The sequence below is a fragment of the Micromonospora sp. WMMD1219 genome, from assembly GCF_049315215.1.
GTDB lineage: Bacteria > Actinomycetota > Actinomycetes > Mycobacteriales > Micromonosporaceae > Micromonospora > Micromonospora tulbaghiae.
This window is the reverse complement of sequence record NZ_CP186057.1, coordinates 1,608,564-1,624,997: the sequence shown is the minus strand read 5'-3', so window position 1 is coordinate 1,624,997 and position 16,434 is coordinate 1,608,564. Positions and strand designations below refer to the sequence as shown.

11 protein-coding genes are annotated in these 16,434 nt (G+C 74.2%); 3 read left to right on the top strand and 8 right to left on the bottom strand.

Annotated features, from left to right (window positions below):
* Positions 1–9 precede the first annotated feature (9 nt).
* The 5 genes from ACN27C_RS07825 to pdhA all read right to left on the bottom strand — a co-directional run bounded on the left by ACN27C_RS07825 (position 10) and on the right by pdhA (position 7,134).
* Positions 10–2,790, bottom strand: a complete 2,781-nt coding sequence (locus ACN27C_RS07825; RefSeq protein WP_422750820.1) for an LppU/SCO3897 family protein — start codon at positions 2,788–2,790, stop codon at positions 10–12.
* 347 nt (positions 2,791–3,137) lie between these two features.
* Positions 3,138–3,275: a hypothetical protein gene (locus ACN27C_RS07820; RefSeq protein ID WP_013283356.1), complete on the bottom strand. Its 138-nt coding sequence runs from the start codon at positions 3,273–3,275 to the stop codon at positions 3,138–3,140.
* A gap of 222 nt (positions 3,276–3,497) precedes the next feature.
* On the bottom strand, positions 3,498–4,961 hold the full coding sequence (locus tag ACN27C_RS07815; RefSeq protein ID WP_120572389.1) for a dihydrolipoamide acetyltransferase family protein: 1,464 nt from the start codon (positions 4,959–4,961) through the stop codon (positions 3,498–3,500).
* Positions 4,962–4,966: 5 nt separating this feature from the next.
* On the bottom strand, positions 4,967–5,956 hold the full coding sequence (locus ACN27C_RS07810; protein ID WP_030269708.1) for an alpha-ketoacid dehydrogenase subunit beta: 990 nt from the start codon (positions 5,954–5,956) through the stop codon (positions 4,967–4,969).
* The gene (gene pdhA, locus ACN27C_RS07805; RefSeq protein WP_120572388.1) at positions 5,956–7,134 is read right to left on the bottom strand and encodes a pyruvate dehydrogenase (acetyl-transferring) E1 component subunit alpha; all 1,179 of its coding nucleotides are present in this window, start codon (positions 7,132–7,134) and stop codon (positions 5,956–5,958) included. The genes ACN27C_RS07810 and pdhA overlap by 1 nt, the downstream gene beginning before the upstream one ends.
* A gap of 486 nt (positions 7,135–7,620) precedes the next feature.
* Between pdhA and ACN27C_RS07800 the strand changes: the two genes are divergently transcribed.
* A complete protein-coding gene (locus tag ACN27C_RS07800; RefSeq protein ID WP_422750819.1) occupies positions 7,621–8,397 on the top strand; it encodes a hypothetical protein in 777 nt (258 codons plus the stop codon).
* A gap of 204 nt (positions 8,398–8,601) precedes the next feature.
* Here ACN27C_RS07800 and ACN27C_RS07795 read toward each other — a convergent pair whose 3' ends face one another.
* The 3 genes from ACN27C_RS07795 to ACN27C_RS07785 all read right to left on the bottom strand — a co-directional run bounded on the left by ACN27C_RS07795 (position 8,602) and on the right by ACN27C_RS07785 (position 13,552).
* Positions 8,602–9,828, bottom strand: a complete 1,227-nt coding sequence (locus tag ACN27C_RS07795; protein WP_120572386.1) for a hypothetical protein — start codon at positions 9,826–9,828, stop codon at positions 8,602–8,604.
* Positions 9,829–9,880: 52 nt separating this feature from the next.
* Complete coding sequence (locus ACN27C_RS07790) at positions 9,881–11,539, bottom strand: GTPase (protein WP_120572385.1); 1,659 nt, start codon at positions 11,537–11,539, stop codon at positions 9,881–9,883.
* Positions 11,540–11,734: 195 nt separating this feature from the next.
* A complete protein-coding gene (locus tag ACN27C_RS07785; protein ID WP_120572384.1) occupies positions 11,735–13,552 on the bottom strand; it encodes an ABC transporter in 1,818 nt (605 codons plus the stop codon).
* A 210-nt stretch (positions 13,553–13,762) separates the two neighbouring features.
* On the opposite strand from ACN27C_RS07785, the gene dnaK reads away from it, so the two are divergent.
* Both dnaK and grpE read left to right on the top strand, forming a co-directional pair.
* A complete protein-coding gene (dnaK, locus tag ACN27C_RS07780; protein WP_422750818.1) occupies positions 13,763–15,625 on the top strand; it encodes a molecular chaperone DnaK in 1,863 nt (620 codons plus the stop codon).
* 48 nt (positions 15,626–15,673) lie between these two features.
* A complete protein-coding gene (gene grpE / locus ACN27C_RS07775; protein ID WP_120572383.1) occupies positions 15,674–16,411 on the top strand; it encodes a nucleotide exchange factor GrpE in 738 nt (245 codons plus the stop codon).
* Positions 16,412–16,434: the final 23 nt, after the last annotated feature.

Here is a 16,434-nt window from a genome sequence, read left to right as displayed (position 1 = left end):
TCCGTGTGGCTACTGGCCGGCGGGCTTCAGGCAGAGCACCCGGGTGGTCCCGCCGCCCTCGACCGAGACCGAGGGCTGCGACAGATCGGCGCACTTGTCCTTGTTGTCCACCTTCGACACCACGCTGAACGCGCCCGGCTCACCGCAGTCGGCGGCCACCGCGCTCGTGCCGGACTGCTTCACGCAGGAGCCGACCGCCGGGTCGAAACCGGCCGGCTTGTCGTCGCCGACCTTGCCGAGCAGCGTCAGCAGACCGAGCGGCACGGCGAGGATGAGTACCGCCGCGACCAGCACGGCGGCGAGCACCCGGCCGTTGCGCACCTTCGGCGGGGGCGCCTCGGTCTGCGACTCGGTGGCATCCGGCTTGAACGCGTCGAAGCGGCCCTGCTCCGGCTCGGCGCCGGGTCCGTCCTGCGACCAGGCCGGCGGCGCCTGCTGGGGCGGCGGCGGGAAGGCGTTCGCGCCACCCGCCGGACCCTGGCCGGGCACCGCGACCGAGGCACGTCCACCGGCCGACGGGCCGAACCGGTCCGGCTCGCCGAACGGCTCCGGCCGGCCGGCCGGGCTGCCGAACGGCGCCTGCTGCCCGCCCGGGCCGCCGAACGCGTCCTGCTGGCCGCCGGGGCCGCCGAACGGCTCGGGCTGGCCGCCCGGCGCGCCGAACGGGTCCGGCCGGCCACCCGGGCCGCCGAACGGGTCCTGGCCGCCGGGAGCGCCGTACGGGCTCTGCTGGCCGCCGAACGGGTCACGGCCGGCGTCGGGCTGCTCGCCGCCCGGGTGCACGCCGTTGGCGGGACGGGTGTTGCCGGGCGGGTCCACGAAGGACGGCACCCCGACCGGGAACGACGGCGGCGCGGCGGGCGAGGAGGGCGCGCCGGCGTACCCGTGCGGGCCGTCGGCGTCCTCGGAGCGCGACTGCGGACCGGGGAAGCCGTTGCCGGGCGGCCCGTCCTGGCCGGGGAACCCGGGCTCGTCCTGCTCGGGGGCGTCCTCGGGCTCCGGGCGGGCGGGCCGGCCGTACACCCGGGGCTGCGGCGTGGGGCCGCTGGTCGGCAGCGGCTGGTCGGACGGCGGGGTGACCCGGCTGGCCACCGGGACCGACGCGCTCGCCGAGACCGGGCCGCCCTCCGGGGAGGTACGCGGCCCGGGAACGGCGGGCGACTGCGGCTCCTCGACACGGGACGCGCCCCAGGCACCGTCGCCGCGCTCCTGCTCGTACCCCTGGGGTTCGGTGCCCGGGTGGTCGGTGGGCGGCGACGCGGCGAGCGCGGCGCCCGGCACCCGCTGCTGCTGCGCCGGAAGCGGCACGGCGTTGCCGGGAGAGATGCCCGGCGCGGGGGCGGGCTGGTAGGCCGGGGCGGAGTCCTCGGACCGGCCCCACGCCTCGGCCGGCGACCACGGCTCGGGGGCACGCTCGTCCTGGTTGCCGCCCCAGCCGGCGGGTGCGTCGGTCGACGGCACGGACACGCTCGCGCGGGCCTCGGCCGGCGCGGCGGCGCCCCAGGCGGGTTGCGCCGGCTCGTCCGACGGCCGCCCGGGCTCGTGCTGCTGCGGTACGGAGGCCGCGCCGCTCCAGGCGCCGGCCTGCTCGCCGGAGTCACGCTGCTGCGGCACGGCGGCGCCGTCGCCCCAGCCGCCGGACTGCCGGTTCGGCTCCCAGCCGCCCGGCTGTGCCGGCTCGGCGGGGTTCGCGGCGCGCCCGGCGGCCCAGCCGCCGGAGCGGTCCGGGTCCTCGGTGCGGGCCGGCTCGTCCCAGCCGCCGGACCGGTTCTCGGCCTGCGGTGCGGGCCAGCCGCCGGAACGCTGTCCCTCGTCGTGCTGCGGCCCAGCGGTCGCCCGCCAGCCACCGCTGTCCTCGGCGGAGCGGTTGTCCTGATCGGACTGCTCCGGAGTGGACCAGGCGTTGTCCGGCCGGGCGGTGCCGGGCACCGAGACCGCGGCGGCGGCGCGGGCGGGCGGGTCGGCCGGCGGCCAGGTGGCGCCGGTCTGCTGACCCGGCGCCCAGGCCGGCTGGCTCTCGCGTGGGGTCCAGCCGCCCGAGCGGTTCGGGTCGTCGGGCGCGGCGGGCTGCTCGTCGCGCGGGGTCCAGCCACCGGAGCGGTTCGGGTCGTCCGGCGGCGGGGCGGCGGACCAGCCACCGGCGCGACCGGAGGCGTCCTCGTGCTGCCCGCCGGTGGGCGCGAAGCCGCCGGAGCGGTGCGGGTCGTCCGCGGGGGCCGGCGTGACCCAGGTCTCGTTCGGCACGGTGGCCGGGGCGGGCACGTATCCGGTGCCGCGGGCGGCCGGGTCACCGGACGGAGACCAGCCCTGCTGCTGTTCGCCGGAGTTCCATCCGGGACGGTTCTGCTCGGCGGCCCAGGGGGCCTGCGACGGCTCGGCCGGGCTGCCCGGCGGCGTGGCGGCCCAGGCGGGCGGAGCCTGCTCGGCGCCGCGGTCCGGGCCGGACTGCTCCTGGTTGCCCCAGGCGGGGCCACCGGAACCGGCCCAGGCGGGACTGCCCTGGTCGGTGCCGCCCCAGGCGGGCTGCGGGACCTGGGCGGTTGCCCGCCCGGTCACCGGCTGGCCCGCGGGCGGGGCCCACGCGGGCGGCTGGTCGTCGTTCGCGGCCCAGGCCGGGGCCGGCTGCGCGGGCCGACCGGCCGGCGGGGGCGGTGCCCAGCCGAGGTCGGGCGCGCCGTTGTACCCGTTGTCCTGCTGCGCCGGCTGATCGCCGTACGGCACCGGTCCGCCGGTGCCCGGCGACACCTCGCCCGGCTCCTGGCCGGGGCGGTGCGGAGCCTCGGACGTCATGGGTGCGCCTCCTCCATCACAGGTCGGCCGCCGATGCCGGTCGGGGAACCGTCGGCATGGCTACCGGCGTCGCCGGCGGGTACCGGCCGTGCGGGCTCCCCGCACCGTATCCGGTGGTCGCCCGGAGCCGCCCGGGGGAGCATCAGCCGTCACCGTCGGTCACCGGACGACGTCGATGGGTTTCACTTGCCCGCGTCGGCCCGGAACCAACCGGTTGGCGACCGTGCCAACCGTACCGGGCGGTGGAGCGAGGTGGAATCCCGGTGCCGACCGATGCCGATACGCCGAAGACCCGCCCGGTGCCGGGCGGGTCTTCGGACTGGAGGAGGTGAGAAAGGTCTGTGGCGTCAGCTCATGTGACGCTGGGCGATGGCGAGAAGCTCCTCGCGGACCGCGGGCGAGTTGGCGGAGCGCAGCGCGTGCTCGATGGCGCGGGCGCGGCGGTTGGCGTCGCGGCGGGTGCGGATTCGCTCGATCATGCTCATCTTGGGTCTCTCCTCCTGGCTATTCGGTTGTCAGCCCCTTGATGTCTCTATTTAAGCGCACTGGGCCGCCCATCGCCATCGATTATTAGGTGAGTTGAACCACGTACCTACGGATCGTAGGTGTTCACACCCTCAGATCCGACGAATCCGTTCCCAAAAAGTCACGGCCGGTGTGCCGGGCGTTCACCCTTGGCACACCGGCCGTGACCGGAGCGTGGTGCGTCAGGTCCAGGCGAGCAGCGCCGCCTCCGGGTCGGCCAGGAAGTCGCCGATGTCGCGGAGGAACTTCGAGCCCAGCTCACCGTCGATGATCCGGTGGTCGAAGGACAGGCCCAGCGTGGTCACCAGGCGCGGCTTCACCTTGCCCTTGTGTACCCACGGCTGCTCCCGTACCGCGCCGAAGGCGAGGATCGCCGACTCGCCCGGGGGCAGGATCGGCGTACCGGTGTCCACGCCGAAGACGCCGACGTTGGTGATGGTGAGCGTGCCGCCGGACATGTCCGCCGGGGACGTCTTCCCCGACTTCGCGGTCTGCACCAGATCCGTCATCGCGTCCGCCAGCTCGCGCAGCGAGAGCCGCCCGGCGTCCTTGATGTTCGGCACGATCAGGCCACGCTCGGTGGCCGCCGCGATGCCGAGGTTGACGTACTCCTTCACCACGATCTCGTCGCCGGCCCAGGTCGAGTTGACCATCGGGTGCCGCTTGACCGCCAACAGCACCGCCTTGGCGACCAGCAGCAGCGGCGAGACCCGCACGTCCCGCCACTCGCGCCGGTCGCGGAGCCGGTCCAGCGCCTTCATCGCCCGGGTCACGTCGACGGTCAGGAACTCCGTCACGTGCGGGGCGGTGAACGCCGAGCGGGCCATGTTCTCCGCGGTGAGCTTGCGTACCCCCTTGACCGGGATGCGCTGCTCGCGGTCCGCGCCGAAGCTCGCGGCCGACGCGGCCGGTGCCGCGACCGTCAGCGGCTCGGCCGCCGCCGGGGCCGCGGTCGCCGCCCGCTGTACGTCCTCACGGGTGATCGAGCCGAGCGGACCCGAGCCGGTGAGCGTGGCCAGGTCGATGCCGAGATCCTTCGCCAGCTTGCGGACCGGCGGCTTGGCCAGCACCGGGCCGGAGACCCGGCCGTTGCCGTTGACCGCCGGCGCGGGGGCGGGCGCCACCGGGGCGGGAGCGACAGGCGCGGGTGCCACCGGGGTGGCGGCCTGAGCCGGTGCCGGCGCGTCGCCCTTGCGCGGGCGGCGCTTGGCCGGGGCGTTGCGCGGGCCGTAGCCGACCAGCACCGCGGTACGCCCACCCGGGGCCACACCGCCGATCAGGCCCGGCTCGACCATGCCCTCGGCAGGGGCGACCTGGACCGCGGCGAGCGACGCGGCCGACGGAGCCGGCAGGTCCGACGCGGGAGTCGCGGTGGTCGACTCCTCGATCGGCCCGGCGCCCGGGTCGGTGTCGATCGCGATGATCGGCACGCCGACCTCGACAGTGGACCCCTCCGGGTGGAAGATCGCCTGCACCCGTCCGGCCCACTTCGCCGGGATCTCGACCGCCGCCTTGGCGGTCTCGACCTCGACGATCGGCTGGTTCAGCTCGATGTCGTCGCCGACCTTGACCAGCCAGGCGAGGATCTCGCCCTCGGTCAGGCCCTCGCCCAGGTCGGGAAGGTTGAACTCCTTGATCCGGGACATGCCGCTCACCAGCCGAACGTGCGGTCGACGGCGTCGAGCACCCGGTCCAGGTCGGGCAGGTACTCCTCCTCCACCCGGGCGGCCGGGTAGGGGGTGTCGAAGCCGGTCACCCGCAGCACCGGGGACTCCAGGGAGTAGAAGCACTCCTCGGTGATCCGGGCCGCGATCTCCGACCCGAGGCCCAGGTTCCCAGGGGCCTCGTGCACGACCACGCAGCGGCCGGTGCGCCGCACCGACTCGTACGCGGCGGTCAGGTCCAGCGGCGAGATCGTGCGCAGGTCGATGACCTCCAGCTCACGGCCGTCCTCGGCGGCGGCGGTGGCCGCGTCGAGCGCGGTGCGCACCATCGGGCCGTACGCCAGCACCGTCGCGTCGGTGCCGGGCCGCGCGACCCGGGCCGAGTGCAGCGGGTACGCGTCGGCGATCGGCGCGTCCAGGTCCACCGGACCCTTCTCCCAGTAGCGCCGCTTCGGCTCCAGGAACACGATCGGGTCGTCCGACGCGATCGCCTGCTGGATCATCACGTACGCGTCCTGCGGGTTCGCGCAGCTCACCACCTTGAGACCGGCGGTGTGCGCGAAGTACGCCTCGGGCGACTCGGAGTGGTGCTCGACCGCGCCGATGCCGCCGCCGAACGGGATGCGGATGACCATCGGGATCCGCACCTTGCCCTGCGAGCGGTAGTGCATCTTCGCCACCTGCGACACGATCTGGTCGTACGCGGGGTAGACGAAGCCGTCGAACTGGATCTCGCAGACCGGCCGGAAGCCGCGGATGGCCAGGCCGACGGCGGTGCCGATGATGCCGGACTCGGCCAGCGGGGTGTCGATCACGCGCTGGTCGCCGAAGTCCTTCTGGAGGCCGTCGGTGATCCGGAACACGCCGCCGAGCTTGCCGACGTCCTCGCCCATGATGACGACCTTGGGGTCGTTCTCCAGGGCCCGCCGCAGGCCGGTGTTGAGCGCCTTGCCGAGGGTGAGCGTCTCCGTGGCCATCAGTGCGCGCTCCCCTCGAAGGACTCCATGTACTGCGTGAACCGGGCCCGCTGCTCGTCCAGTTCGGGAGAGCCGTTGGGGTAGACGTGGTCGAACATGGTCACCGGCTGCGGGTCGGGCATGGCGAGCACCCGCTCGCGCAGGTGCACCGACTCGGTGCGGGCCTGCCCGTCGACCTCGGTGAAGAACGACTCGTCGGCGATCTTCTGCTTGGTGAGGAACGCCTTCATCCGGGCGATCGGGTCCTTGGCCTGCCACGCCTCGACCTCGCTGGCGATGCGGTAGCGGGTCGGGTCGTCGGAGGTGGTGTGCGCGCCCATCCGGTAGGTGTACGCCTCGATCAGGCTCGGGCCCTGGCCGTTGCGCGCGTTGTCCAGCGCGTGCCGGGTCACCGCGTACGACGCGAGCACGTCGTTGCCGTCCACCCGGACGCCGGGGAAGCCGAACCCGCCGGCCCGCCGGTACAGCGGCACGCGGGTCTGCCGCTCCAGCGGCTCGGAGATGGCGTACTGGTTGTTCTGGCAGAAGAACACCAGCGGGGCGTTGAAGACGCTGGCCCAGACGAACGACTCGTTGACGTCGCCCTGGCTGGTGGCGCCGTCGCCGAAGTAGGCGATGACCGCCTCGCCGTCCTCGCCGCCGGTCTTGCCGTCCATGGCGACACCCATGGCGTACCCGGTCGCGTGCAGGGTCTGCGCCCCGATGACGATCGTGTACATGTTGAACTTGAACTCGTTCGGGTCCCAGCCGCCCTGGTCGACGCCGCGGAACAGGCCCAGCGGCATGATCGGGTCGATGCCGCGGCAGTAGAGCACGCCGTGCTCGCGGTAGGTCGGGAAGGCCATGTCCTGGGTACGCAGTGCCCGGCCGGAGCCGACCTGCGCGGCCTCCTGGCCCAGCAGGCTGGCCCACAGGCCCAGCTCGCCCTGGCGCTGCAGGGCGGTGGCCTCGGCGTCCAGCTTGCGGACCAGCACGAGGTCGCGGTAGAGCCCGCGGTACTCCTCGTCGGTGAAGTCGACGCGGTACTCGGTCCCGTCCGGGCCGAGCGCGCTCTCGATCCGCTCACCCTCGGGGGTCAGCAGCTGTACGAGTTCCGGTTCACCGGTCGCGGCGGCGCGTCTGGTGCGGGGTGCGGCCCGCTTGCTGCGGGTGGCGGCCCCGGGGTCGCCCTTTGCCATCCGTCTCTCCCTGTCTGTCTGCGCCGGCGCCGGGGGTTACCCGAGCCGAGCACCTCGTGCGCCCGCCCGGCTGGTGCCGGGTCGGTCCCTGGCGACCGCGCCTGACCCCGGTAGGGGTTGCCGCGCGGCGTGAGCCGGAGTCGGTCGGTGACAGACCCAGGCCCGGGAGCGCCGGCGCCGTTCCGCACCAGCCGCGGGGTACGCGGAGGTGGCGGCTGCGTTGCCGTCGTGTCTGAATGATTGCAGAGGAGGTGAGCGGGCCCACAGTATGGCCTCCCTCGCCGGTGAGGTTCCATCGGGTTCATGACGGATAAGCGCTTTTGTCCGCAGTGGCGGGTGCGGCCGACGTACAAAATGTGTGTCGACACGCGGTTGCGGCTGGTGGACTGAGCGTCACTGGGTCAAGCTGGCAATGAGCCTCCGCGCGGCATTTGTCCTAATATCCGCGCGTGCTCTTCCGTCCCGTCCGTCGTGAGGAGTGTGCCGGTGTCCGAACCAGAGGGTCCGCCCGGTACGCCCTTCCTCGGCCGGCACCGGGCGCTGCCCGCCTCCCCGTACCGCCGGGTCGTGGGCGCGCACCGCGCCCCCGGAACAGGCGGCCCCAGCCGCGGCTACCTGCTCACCGTGGCGTTGCTCGCCGGCACCGCTTCGATGCCGATCCTCGCCGCGATCAGCACCGGATCGGCCAGCGTCGGCAACAGCGCCCTCCCCGACACCAGCACCCCGTTCCTGCCGACCCCCTCGGTCGGCCCGGTGGTCATCCCGATGCCCCGGGGCACCCAGGCCCCGGCGCCGTCCACGCCCACGCCCGCCGTCGACGTGACCTCGGTGCCCCCGGCCCGGCCGGTGCTCCCGGCGGCGCCGGCCCTGCCCGACGACAGCGACCTCGGCTCCCGGCACCGGTCCCGCCCGGTCGCCGCGCCGCCACCGCCGTCCACGCCGGTCCGGCCCACCCCGGTGCGCCCGCCGCGTCCGTCCCCGGTGCCCTCGCCGTCGCCGACGCCGTCGCCGTCGGATCCGGGTACGCCGAGCCCGAGCCCGAGCCCGGAGCCGTCCGTCACGACCGCCGAGCCGACGGCCACCTCCGAGCCCTCGTCGGAACCGACGTCCGAGCCCTCCGGCCCATCGGGTACGTCCGGTCCACCGGATCCGTCCGGTCCCGCCGACCCGTCCGGTCCCGCCGACCCGTCCGGTCCCGCCGACCCGTCGAGCTCCGCCGATCCGTCCGGCCCGGCCAGCCGGTCGGTTTCCCCCACCTCATGATCGACACCACTTCGCCGTGGTGGTGTGGTTCCGACCGGCCCGATGCGGCCACTTCGCCGAGCTGGTGTGGATCAACGAGGGCGTGAGGTGGCCAGGGGATTGGCAGGGCGCATGATCGACACCATTACGGCGTGGTGGTGTGGTTCCGGTCGGGCTGATGCCGCCACCTCGCCGAGGTGGTGCCGATCATGCGGGCGCGAATGCCTAGGCCGGGTCGTCGGTGAGGCGGTGGCGGTTCGCCTCGATCCAGGCGTTCAGCGCCTCCGGGTCGTCCGGGTCCACCCCGTCCGCCATGAGCTGGGCCACCGCCGCGGTGGCCGGGCTGCGCCGCTCGCCGGTGCTGTAGAGCCGCGCGAACTCCGGGACCATCTCGGTGATCGCCTCGTCCGTCCGGGCGGCCGCCGACTGCGACAGCCCGCGCTGCCGGGCCGCGTACGCCGCCCAGGCGCGCAGCACCCGGGGCAGCATCGCCGCGTCGTCCATGTCCAGCACGGCCCGGCGGTGCACCCAGTCGAGCAGGAACAGCTCGGCGACCATCGGGCTCCACCGCATCGGGTCGGCGTCCGGGAAGCTGGCCGCGTGGTCGAGCAGCAGGCCGAGGCAGAAGTGCAGCGAGGCCAGCTCGCCGTCGGCCACCTCGGGCAGGCCGAACCGGGTCGCCTCGGGCGAGTCGAGGAAGGCGCGGACCAGGCGGGTGCGCTCCTCGTCGGTGGGCGGCGGCACGACCGCCGGACCGGCCGGCGGGGTCGGCCCGGGCAGTGCGGCGAGGCGGGCGCCCACGAGCGCCCGGTCGGTGGCGAGCGAGCCCTGCGCGGGCAGCTCGGCGAGGTCGTCGGTGACCGCCAGGTGGCGGCTCACCTCGGCGTGCATCCGCGCCGGGTCCTCGGTGCGGAACCAGGTGAACTCGTCCTCGGTGCAGATCTCCCGGGCCTGCTCGACGATCCGTCCGGCCGGGCCGCCGACGAAGACGTCCTTGGTGATGCCGATGTTGTGGTCGACGAGGGCCACCAGGGCGTGCTCCGGGCCGCCCTCCTCCTCGTCGTCGTACGCGAACGTGGCGAGGTAGGAGGTCTGGTCGCCGTACACGTCGCCGTAGGCCCAGGCGCCGGTGACGCGCACCCGGCCGAGCTGGCCGGCCCACGACGGGGCGTACGCGCCGGGCCGGACCCGGGCGGCGCCCTCGGCGTCGGGCACCAGGGCGGCGAAGACGGCCCGCAGTGTGGTCGCGGCGGCGCTGCGGCGCCGGGACGTGGCGGCGAGGAAGCCGGTGACGAACTCGCGGACGGCCTGCTCCCGGTCGTGCTCCGCGACGGCGTAGACGCTGCCCAGCAACGCGGCGCCGAGCATCTCCGCGTCCAGGGCCGAGTCGAGCCTCGTCACGTCGCGCGCGGCGTGCAGCACCGCGTCGTAGGGGGTCTGTGGCGTGGCCATGCATCGACCCTACGCCGCACCGGCCGCCCCCACACCGGTCAGCACGCCGGGTTCAGCGCGGTCCCGCCTCGCGCAGCGCCTCCCGGGCCGTGCCGTAGCGTGCCAGCACCGCCCAGACCGGGTCCAGCACGTACTTCTCCCCGACGCTGCCCACCGAGGTGAGCAGGCGCTCCTCGGCCCGCCGCCGGGCCCGCCGCGCGGCCCACCCCACCACCGGCCGGGTGACCGCCGCGACGAGCAGCCCGGCCAGCAGGCCACCGAGCAGCAGGACGGTGGGCCAGGGCACCACGCCGAGCGTCGGGTGTTCCAGCTCCGGCAGGCCGAGCAGGCGCAGCGCGTACCCCAGGACCAGCCAGGCCAGGCCGGCCAGCGCGGCGAGGGTGACCACCCACTGGATCACGCCCACCACTCGCCACCAGGCGGGCCGCCGGTCCATGCCCAGGTCGGTCGCGGCGACCGCGTGGTCGAGCGCGCCCGGCAGGTCGGCCTGCCGGGCCCGGGCCGCGGCGGTCACCGCGGCCGGCCACGGCGCCGGCAGACCGGCGCCGGACCGGTCGGCCACCGCGCGGATCGCCAGCGTCAGCGCCGAGCGCTGCGCGGCTGTCGGATCGGGTACGGAGGTCGCCGCGACCAGGCTCTCCGCCGGCGCGTCCGGGTCCCGCCCGGAGAGGTGCAACCGGCGCAGCGGATCCGGCCGCAGCTTGCGCCAGCTCCGCAGCATCGGCCAGCCGGTGTTGCCGACCGCCCGGTGCCGGTACGCGCCCTCGACCGCCGCCGCCACCGTCGGCACCCCGGCCGCCCCGGCGAGGGCCCGGGTCAGCTCCTGTGCGGACGCGTCACCGGGCCGGGTGCGCGGCGGCTCCGGCCCCACGAGCGGTTCGAGATCGGCCACCACGGCGTCCACGTCGCCGGAGAGCCGGCGCAGCGCGGCCTGCCGTTCGGCGACCGTACGCTCCAGCTCGGCCCGCAGCCCGTCCAGCCCGTTCGGGTCCACCGCGACGGTCGGCAGCAGCGGCACCCCGCCCAGCCCGTCGGCGTCGAGCAGCCGGCGCAGGTCGTCGAGGACCTTCGGCAGCTCGGTCGGGTGCAGCCGGTCGGCCTGGTTGAGCACCACGACCGTGACGTCCTTGTGCCTGTGGAACTCGCGCAGGTAGCTGGTGTGGATCACGCGGTCGGCGTACTTCTGCGGGTCGACCACCCACACCACGAGGTCGACCAGTCCGAGCAGGCGGTCGACCTCCAGCCGGTGGCCGTGCTGCACCGAGTCGAAGTCGGGCAGGTCGAGCAGGACGAGGCCGTGCAGGTTCGACTCGTCGTCGGCGTCCAGCGGGCTCTCCCGGACGAATCGGTGCCGGGGCAGCACCCCGACCCAGTCGAGCAGCCGGACCGCACCGTCGAGCGGGCCCCACACGCAGGCGTGCGCGACGCCTGTCGTCGGCCGGCGTACGCCCACCGGCGAGAGGTCGAGCCGCGCCAGCGAGTTGAACAGGCTCGACTTGCCGCTGCCGGTCGCACCGGCCAGCGCTACCACCGTGTGCCGGCCGGAGAGCGCGAGCCGGTCACCGGCGCGCTCGACCACCGTGTGCGCGGCGACGAGCTGGGCGTCGGGCACGTCGCCGTCCACCGCCGCGAGGAACCGCTGGATCGCGGTCAGCCGTTCGATCAGGGTGTCCGGGTCGACCCGTTGCTCACCCCGCATCGCCTCGCGCATCCGTCCCACGATGTTGCTCACGGTGCCTTCCTTGCTCGCGACTGCGGGGCTCGCAGACCCGGCTCACTCCTCGCGCTCACGGTGCCTTCCTTGCTCGCGACTGCGGGGCTCGCAAACCCGGCTCACTCCTCGCGCTCACGGGGCCGGTTTCTGTTCGCGACTGCGGGGCTCGCAGAACCGGCTCACTCCTCGCGCTCACGGGCGACCGTCCTGTCCGGGGCCCGGGAACAGGCCGCTGCGGTGCCGGGCCCGCTCGACCTCTACGGCGGCCCAGCGCAGCGCCGCACCGGCGTTGGCGGCCGGACGCTCGGCCTCGGTGCGGCTCAGGTAGCGCGCGGCCTCCTCGGCCAGCAGCTTGCCGACCCGGTCGAGCAGGTCGACGCGGGCCTTGCGGGCCAGGTTGCGGACCGCCTGGTCGCCGAAGATCGCCTGGAGCACGGTCTGCCCGGCCACCGCCGTGCCGGTGCCTGCGGCGACCTCCAGCCCGGTGGGGATGAACGCGGTGGAGGCGAACACGCCGATCATGACCGCGAGGCCGGTGGCGTTCACCGCGTACGCGGCCGTGCGGGCCACGAACCGCCGGTCGCCGCCCTCGACCCGGACCAGCTCCAGCACGCCGCGCTGCCAGTCGCGGACCAGCTGCTCGGCCCGCTGCGGCAGGTCGGCCGAGGGGTGGGCCAGGTCCGGCTCCAGCAGCGCCGCGCCCGCCGGGTGCGCCTTCCAGCCGGTGTACGCGTTCTCCGCCGCCTCGGCGGCCACCCCGCGCAGCAGCGTGACGAGCTGGGACTCGATCGCGGTACGCAGTTCCGAGGCGGGAGCGGGCCGCCCGGTGACCGCCGCGACCACCCGGTCGCGCAGCCGCCCGATGCGGGCCTCCAGCCCACGGAAGAAGTCGCCGGTGCCGATGAACTCCTGCCACCGGGCCAGTACCTCGCCGCGCAGCAGCCGGCCGTCCTTGAGCCCCTGGTCGACGCTCCGCTCCGCGCTCCGGTACGCGGCCTGGACCCGCTCGTCCAGCGCGTCGGCGGCGGTGACCTGCTCGTCGGCGGCCTCGGCCAGCGCCTCGACGACCGGGTGCAGCGCGGCCAGCGCGCCGTCGAGCGTCTGCCGGACCACAGTGGCGCGGGCGTCGGCGTCGGCGGCGAGCCGGGCGAACCAGTCGCTCAGCGGCGCGGTGATCCGGTCCGGCAGCAGCCCCTGCCCGTCCACCCAGGTCTCCGGGAGCACGAACAGCGGCGAGGCGCCCAGCTCCTGCTCGGCGAGCATCTCGGACAGGTGGGTGGCGATCTCGTCGGCGGCCTCCGGGGGAACCCGGTCCAGCACCATCGCCACTGCGGTGCCCCGGGCGCGGGCGCTGCGGAGCAGCTCCCAGGGGACGGCGTCGGCGTACCGGGCGGCGGTGGTGACGAACAGCCAGAGGTCGGCGGCGGCGAGCAGCTGACCGGCGAGCGCCCGGTTGGCGTCGACCACCGAGTCGATGTCGGGCGCGTCGAGGAACGCCAGGCCGGGCGGCAGCGCCGGTGCGGTGACCAGGTGCAGGGTGCCCGGCTGCTCGCTGGGCTCGGTGGTCCGGGTCAGGCCGGGCAGCAGCTCGCCCTGCCGGAACCAGGCCGCGTCGGTCGGGCTGCACACCAGCACCGGCGAGCGGGTGGTGGGGCGGAGCACGCCCGCCGCGCTGACCCGCGCCTTGACCAGGCTGTTGACGAGCGTCGACTTGCCGGCGCCGGTGGAGCCGCCGACGACCACCAGGAGCGGCGCGTCGAGCCGGGCCAGCCGGGGCAGCAGGTAGTCGTCGAGCTGGTCGGTGAGGCTCGCGGCGGCGTGCCGGGCCGGCTCGGCCGAGGGCAGGGTCAGCGGGAAGCGGGCCGCACTGATCGCCGCGCGCAGGCCGGTGAGCGCGGCGGGCAGGCCGTCGGCGGCGTGAGCAGGCTGGTCGTCGCCCGTGGTGGCTCCGGTGCGGGCTGCGACGGCGGGCGCGCCGGCACGGGTGGCGGAATCGCCATGCGTCGTCACCGCTAAAGCGTGCCCGACCGACGCAAGGTAAGACAACCAGACAGTAGTAACGGTCGGGTTGCGCCGGGTCGGCTCAACCTCGACTTGCGGATTGGCGATCGCGTGGCACTATTGAGTCAAGTTCACTCAACTTGTGGTGCGGTCGCTTCCGGGCGACCCGCCGGGCAGGCCGTCTGACCTGCTCACCCGTTACGAAGCGAGGAAGCGAACATGGCACGTGCGGTCGGCATCGACCTCGGCACGACGAACTCCTGCGTCAGCGTTCTCGAGGGCGGTGAGCCCACCGTCATCGCCAACGCCGAGGGCTCGCGTACGACTCCCTCGATCGTCGCGTTCGCCCGCAACGGCGAGGTGCTCGTCGGTGAGGTCGCCAAGCGCCAGGCGGTGACCAACCCCGACCGGACCATCCGGTCGGTCAAGCGTGAGATCGGCACCAACTGGACCGTCGACATCGACGGCAAGAAGTACACCCCGCAGGAGATCTCGGCGCGCACGCTGATGAAGCTCAAGCGGGACGCCGAGGCGTACCTGGGCGAGCAGATCACCGACGCGGTGATCACCGTCCCGGCCTACTTCAACGACGGGCAGCGCCAGGCCACCAAGGAGGCCGGTGAGATCGCCGGCTTCAACGTGCTGCGGATCGTGAACGAGCCGACCGCGGCGGCCCTGGCGTACGGCCTGGACAAGGGCTCCAAGGAGCAGACCGTCCTGGTCTTCGACCTCGGTGGCGGCACCTTCGACGTGTCGCTGCTGGAGCTGGCCGAGGGCGTGGTGGAGGTCAAGTCCACCAGCGGTGACAACCAGCTCGGTGGTGACGACTGGGACCAGCGCATCATCGACCACCTGGTGAAGACGTTCCGCGGCGAGCACGGCATCGACCTCTCGCAGGACAAGATGGCCATGCAGCGGCTCAAGGAGGCGGCCGAGAAGGCCAAGATCGAGCTGTCCGCCGCCACCACCAGCAACATCAACCTGCCGTACATCACCGCCGGTTCGGCCGGCCCGCTGCACCTGGACGTGACGCTCAGCCGCGCCGAGTTCCAGCGCATGACGCAGGACCTGCTGGACCGCTGCAAGGGCCCGTTCGAGCAGGCCGTCAAGGACGCCGGCATCAAGATCTCGGACGTCGACCACGTCATCCTGGTCGGCGGCTCGACCCGTATGCCGGCCGTGACCGACCTGGTCAAGCAGCTCACCGGCCGCGACCCGAACAAGGGCGTCAACCCGGACGAGGTCGTCGCCGTCGGCGCCGCCCTCCAGGCCGGTGTGCTCAAGGGCGAGGTCAAGGACGTCCTGCTGCTCGACGTGACCCCGCTGAGCCTGGGCATCGAGACCAAGGGCGGCATCTTCACCAAGCTCATCGAGCGCAACACCACCATCCCGACCAAGCGCTCCGAGGTGTTCACCACCGCCGACGACAACCAGCCGTCGGTGCTGATCCAGGTGTTCCAGGGCGAGCGGGACATCGCCGCCTACAACAAGAAGCTCGGCACCTTCGAGCTGACCGGTCTCCCGCCGGCCCCGCGCGGCGTGCCCCAGATCGAGGTCACGTTCGACATCGACGCCAACGGCATCGTGAACGTGCACGCCAAGGACCTGGGCACCGGCAAGGAGCAGAAGATGACGATCACCGGCGGCTCCTCGCTGCCGAAGGACGACATCGAGCGGATGCGCCGGGACGCCGAGGAGCACGCCGACGAGGACAAGCGTCGCCGTGAGGAGGCCGAGACCCGCAACGTGGCCGAGGCGCTCCAGTGGCAGACCGAGAAGTTCCTCGCCGAGAGCGGCGACAAGCTGCCCAGCGAGAACCGTGACCAGCTCAACGAGGCGCTCGGCGAGCTGCGCAGCGCCCTCGGCGGGCAGGACATCGAGAAGATCAAGTCCGCCCACGAGAAGCTGGCGCAGGTCTCCCAGCAGGCGGGCTCGCTGCTCTACGCCCAGCAGCAGGAGGGCGAGCAGGCCGCCCCGGGCGCGGCCGGGCCGGGTGCCGGCGCGGGTGCGGCCGGTGGCCCGAAGGCCGGTGGCGACGACGACGTGGTCGACGCGGAGATCGTGGACGAGGACAAGAAGTGACTTCCGGTCCCGGACACGATTCGCACGGCAGAGGGATGAGGTAACCGCATGACGGACAAGCCACGAGCGGCCGACCCGGGTGCCACCGGGTCGGCGCCGGGCGCCGGCAAGGACACCGGCGACGAACCCCGGGTCGTCATCCGCGACAAGCGCAAGCTCGGCAAGGTGACCGAGCAGCCGGCGAACGACGCCTCGGCGGCCGACGCGGCCGCCGACGCGCCCGCCGAAGGGCTGGTCGAGGAGGCCGAGGTCGTGGTCGACGAGATCGGCGGCGAGGCCGAGGTCGGCGGTCCGACCGTGGTCGACTCGCCCGCCGAGCCGAAGGGCGGGACCGGCACGGACGCGCCGCTCGGTGCCGAGCTGGAGTCGCTCCGCACCGACCTGGAGGAGCGCACCCGCGACCTCCAGCGGGTGACCGCGGAGTACGCCAACTACCGCAAGCGGGTCGACCGGGACCGCAACCTGGTCCAGGAGCAGGCCACCGGGGCGGTGCTCACCGCGCTGCTGCCGATCCTCGACGACCTGGACCGGGCCCGCGAGCACGGCGACCTGGTGGGCCCGTTCGGCAGCGTGGCCGAGCAGCTCACCGGCGCGCTCACGAAGTTCGGCCTGACCGCGTTCGGCGAGAAGGGTGACCCGTTCGACCCGACCCGGCACGAGGCGGTGGCGCACCAGACCTCCGCCGACGTGACGGAGCCGACCTGCGTGCAGGTCATGCGGCGCGGCTACCAGCTCGGCGAGCGGCTGCTGCGGCCCGCCATGGTCGCGGTCGCGGACCCGGAGTAGTGCCGACCCGTGACGTCCCGCCC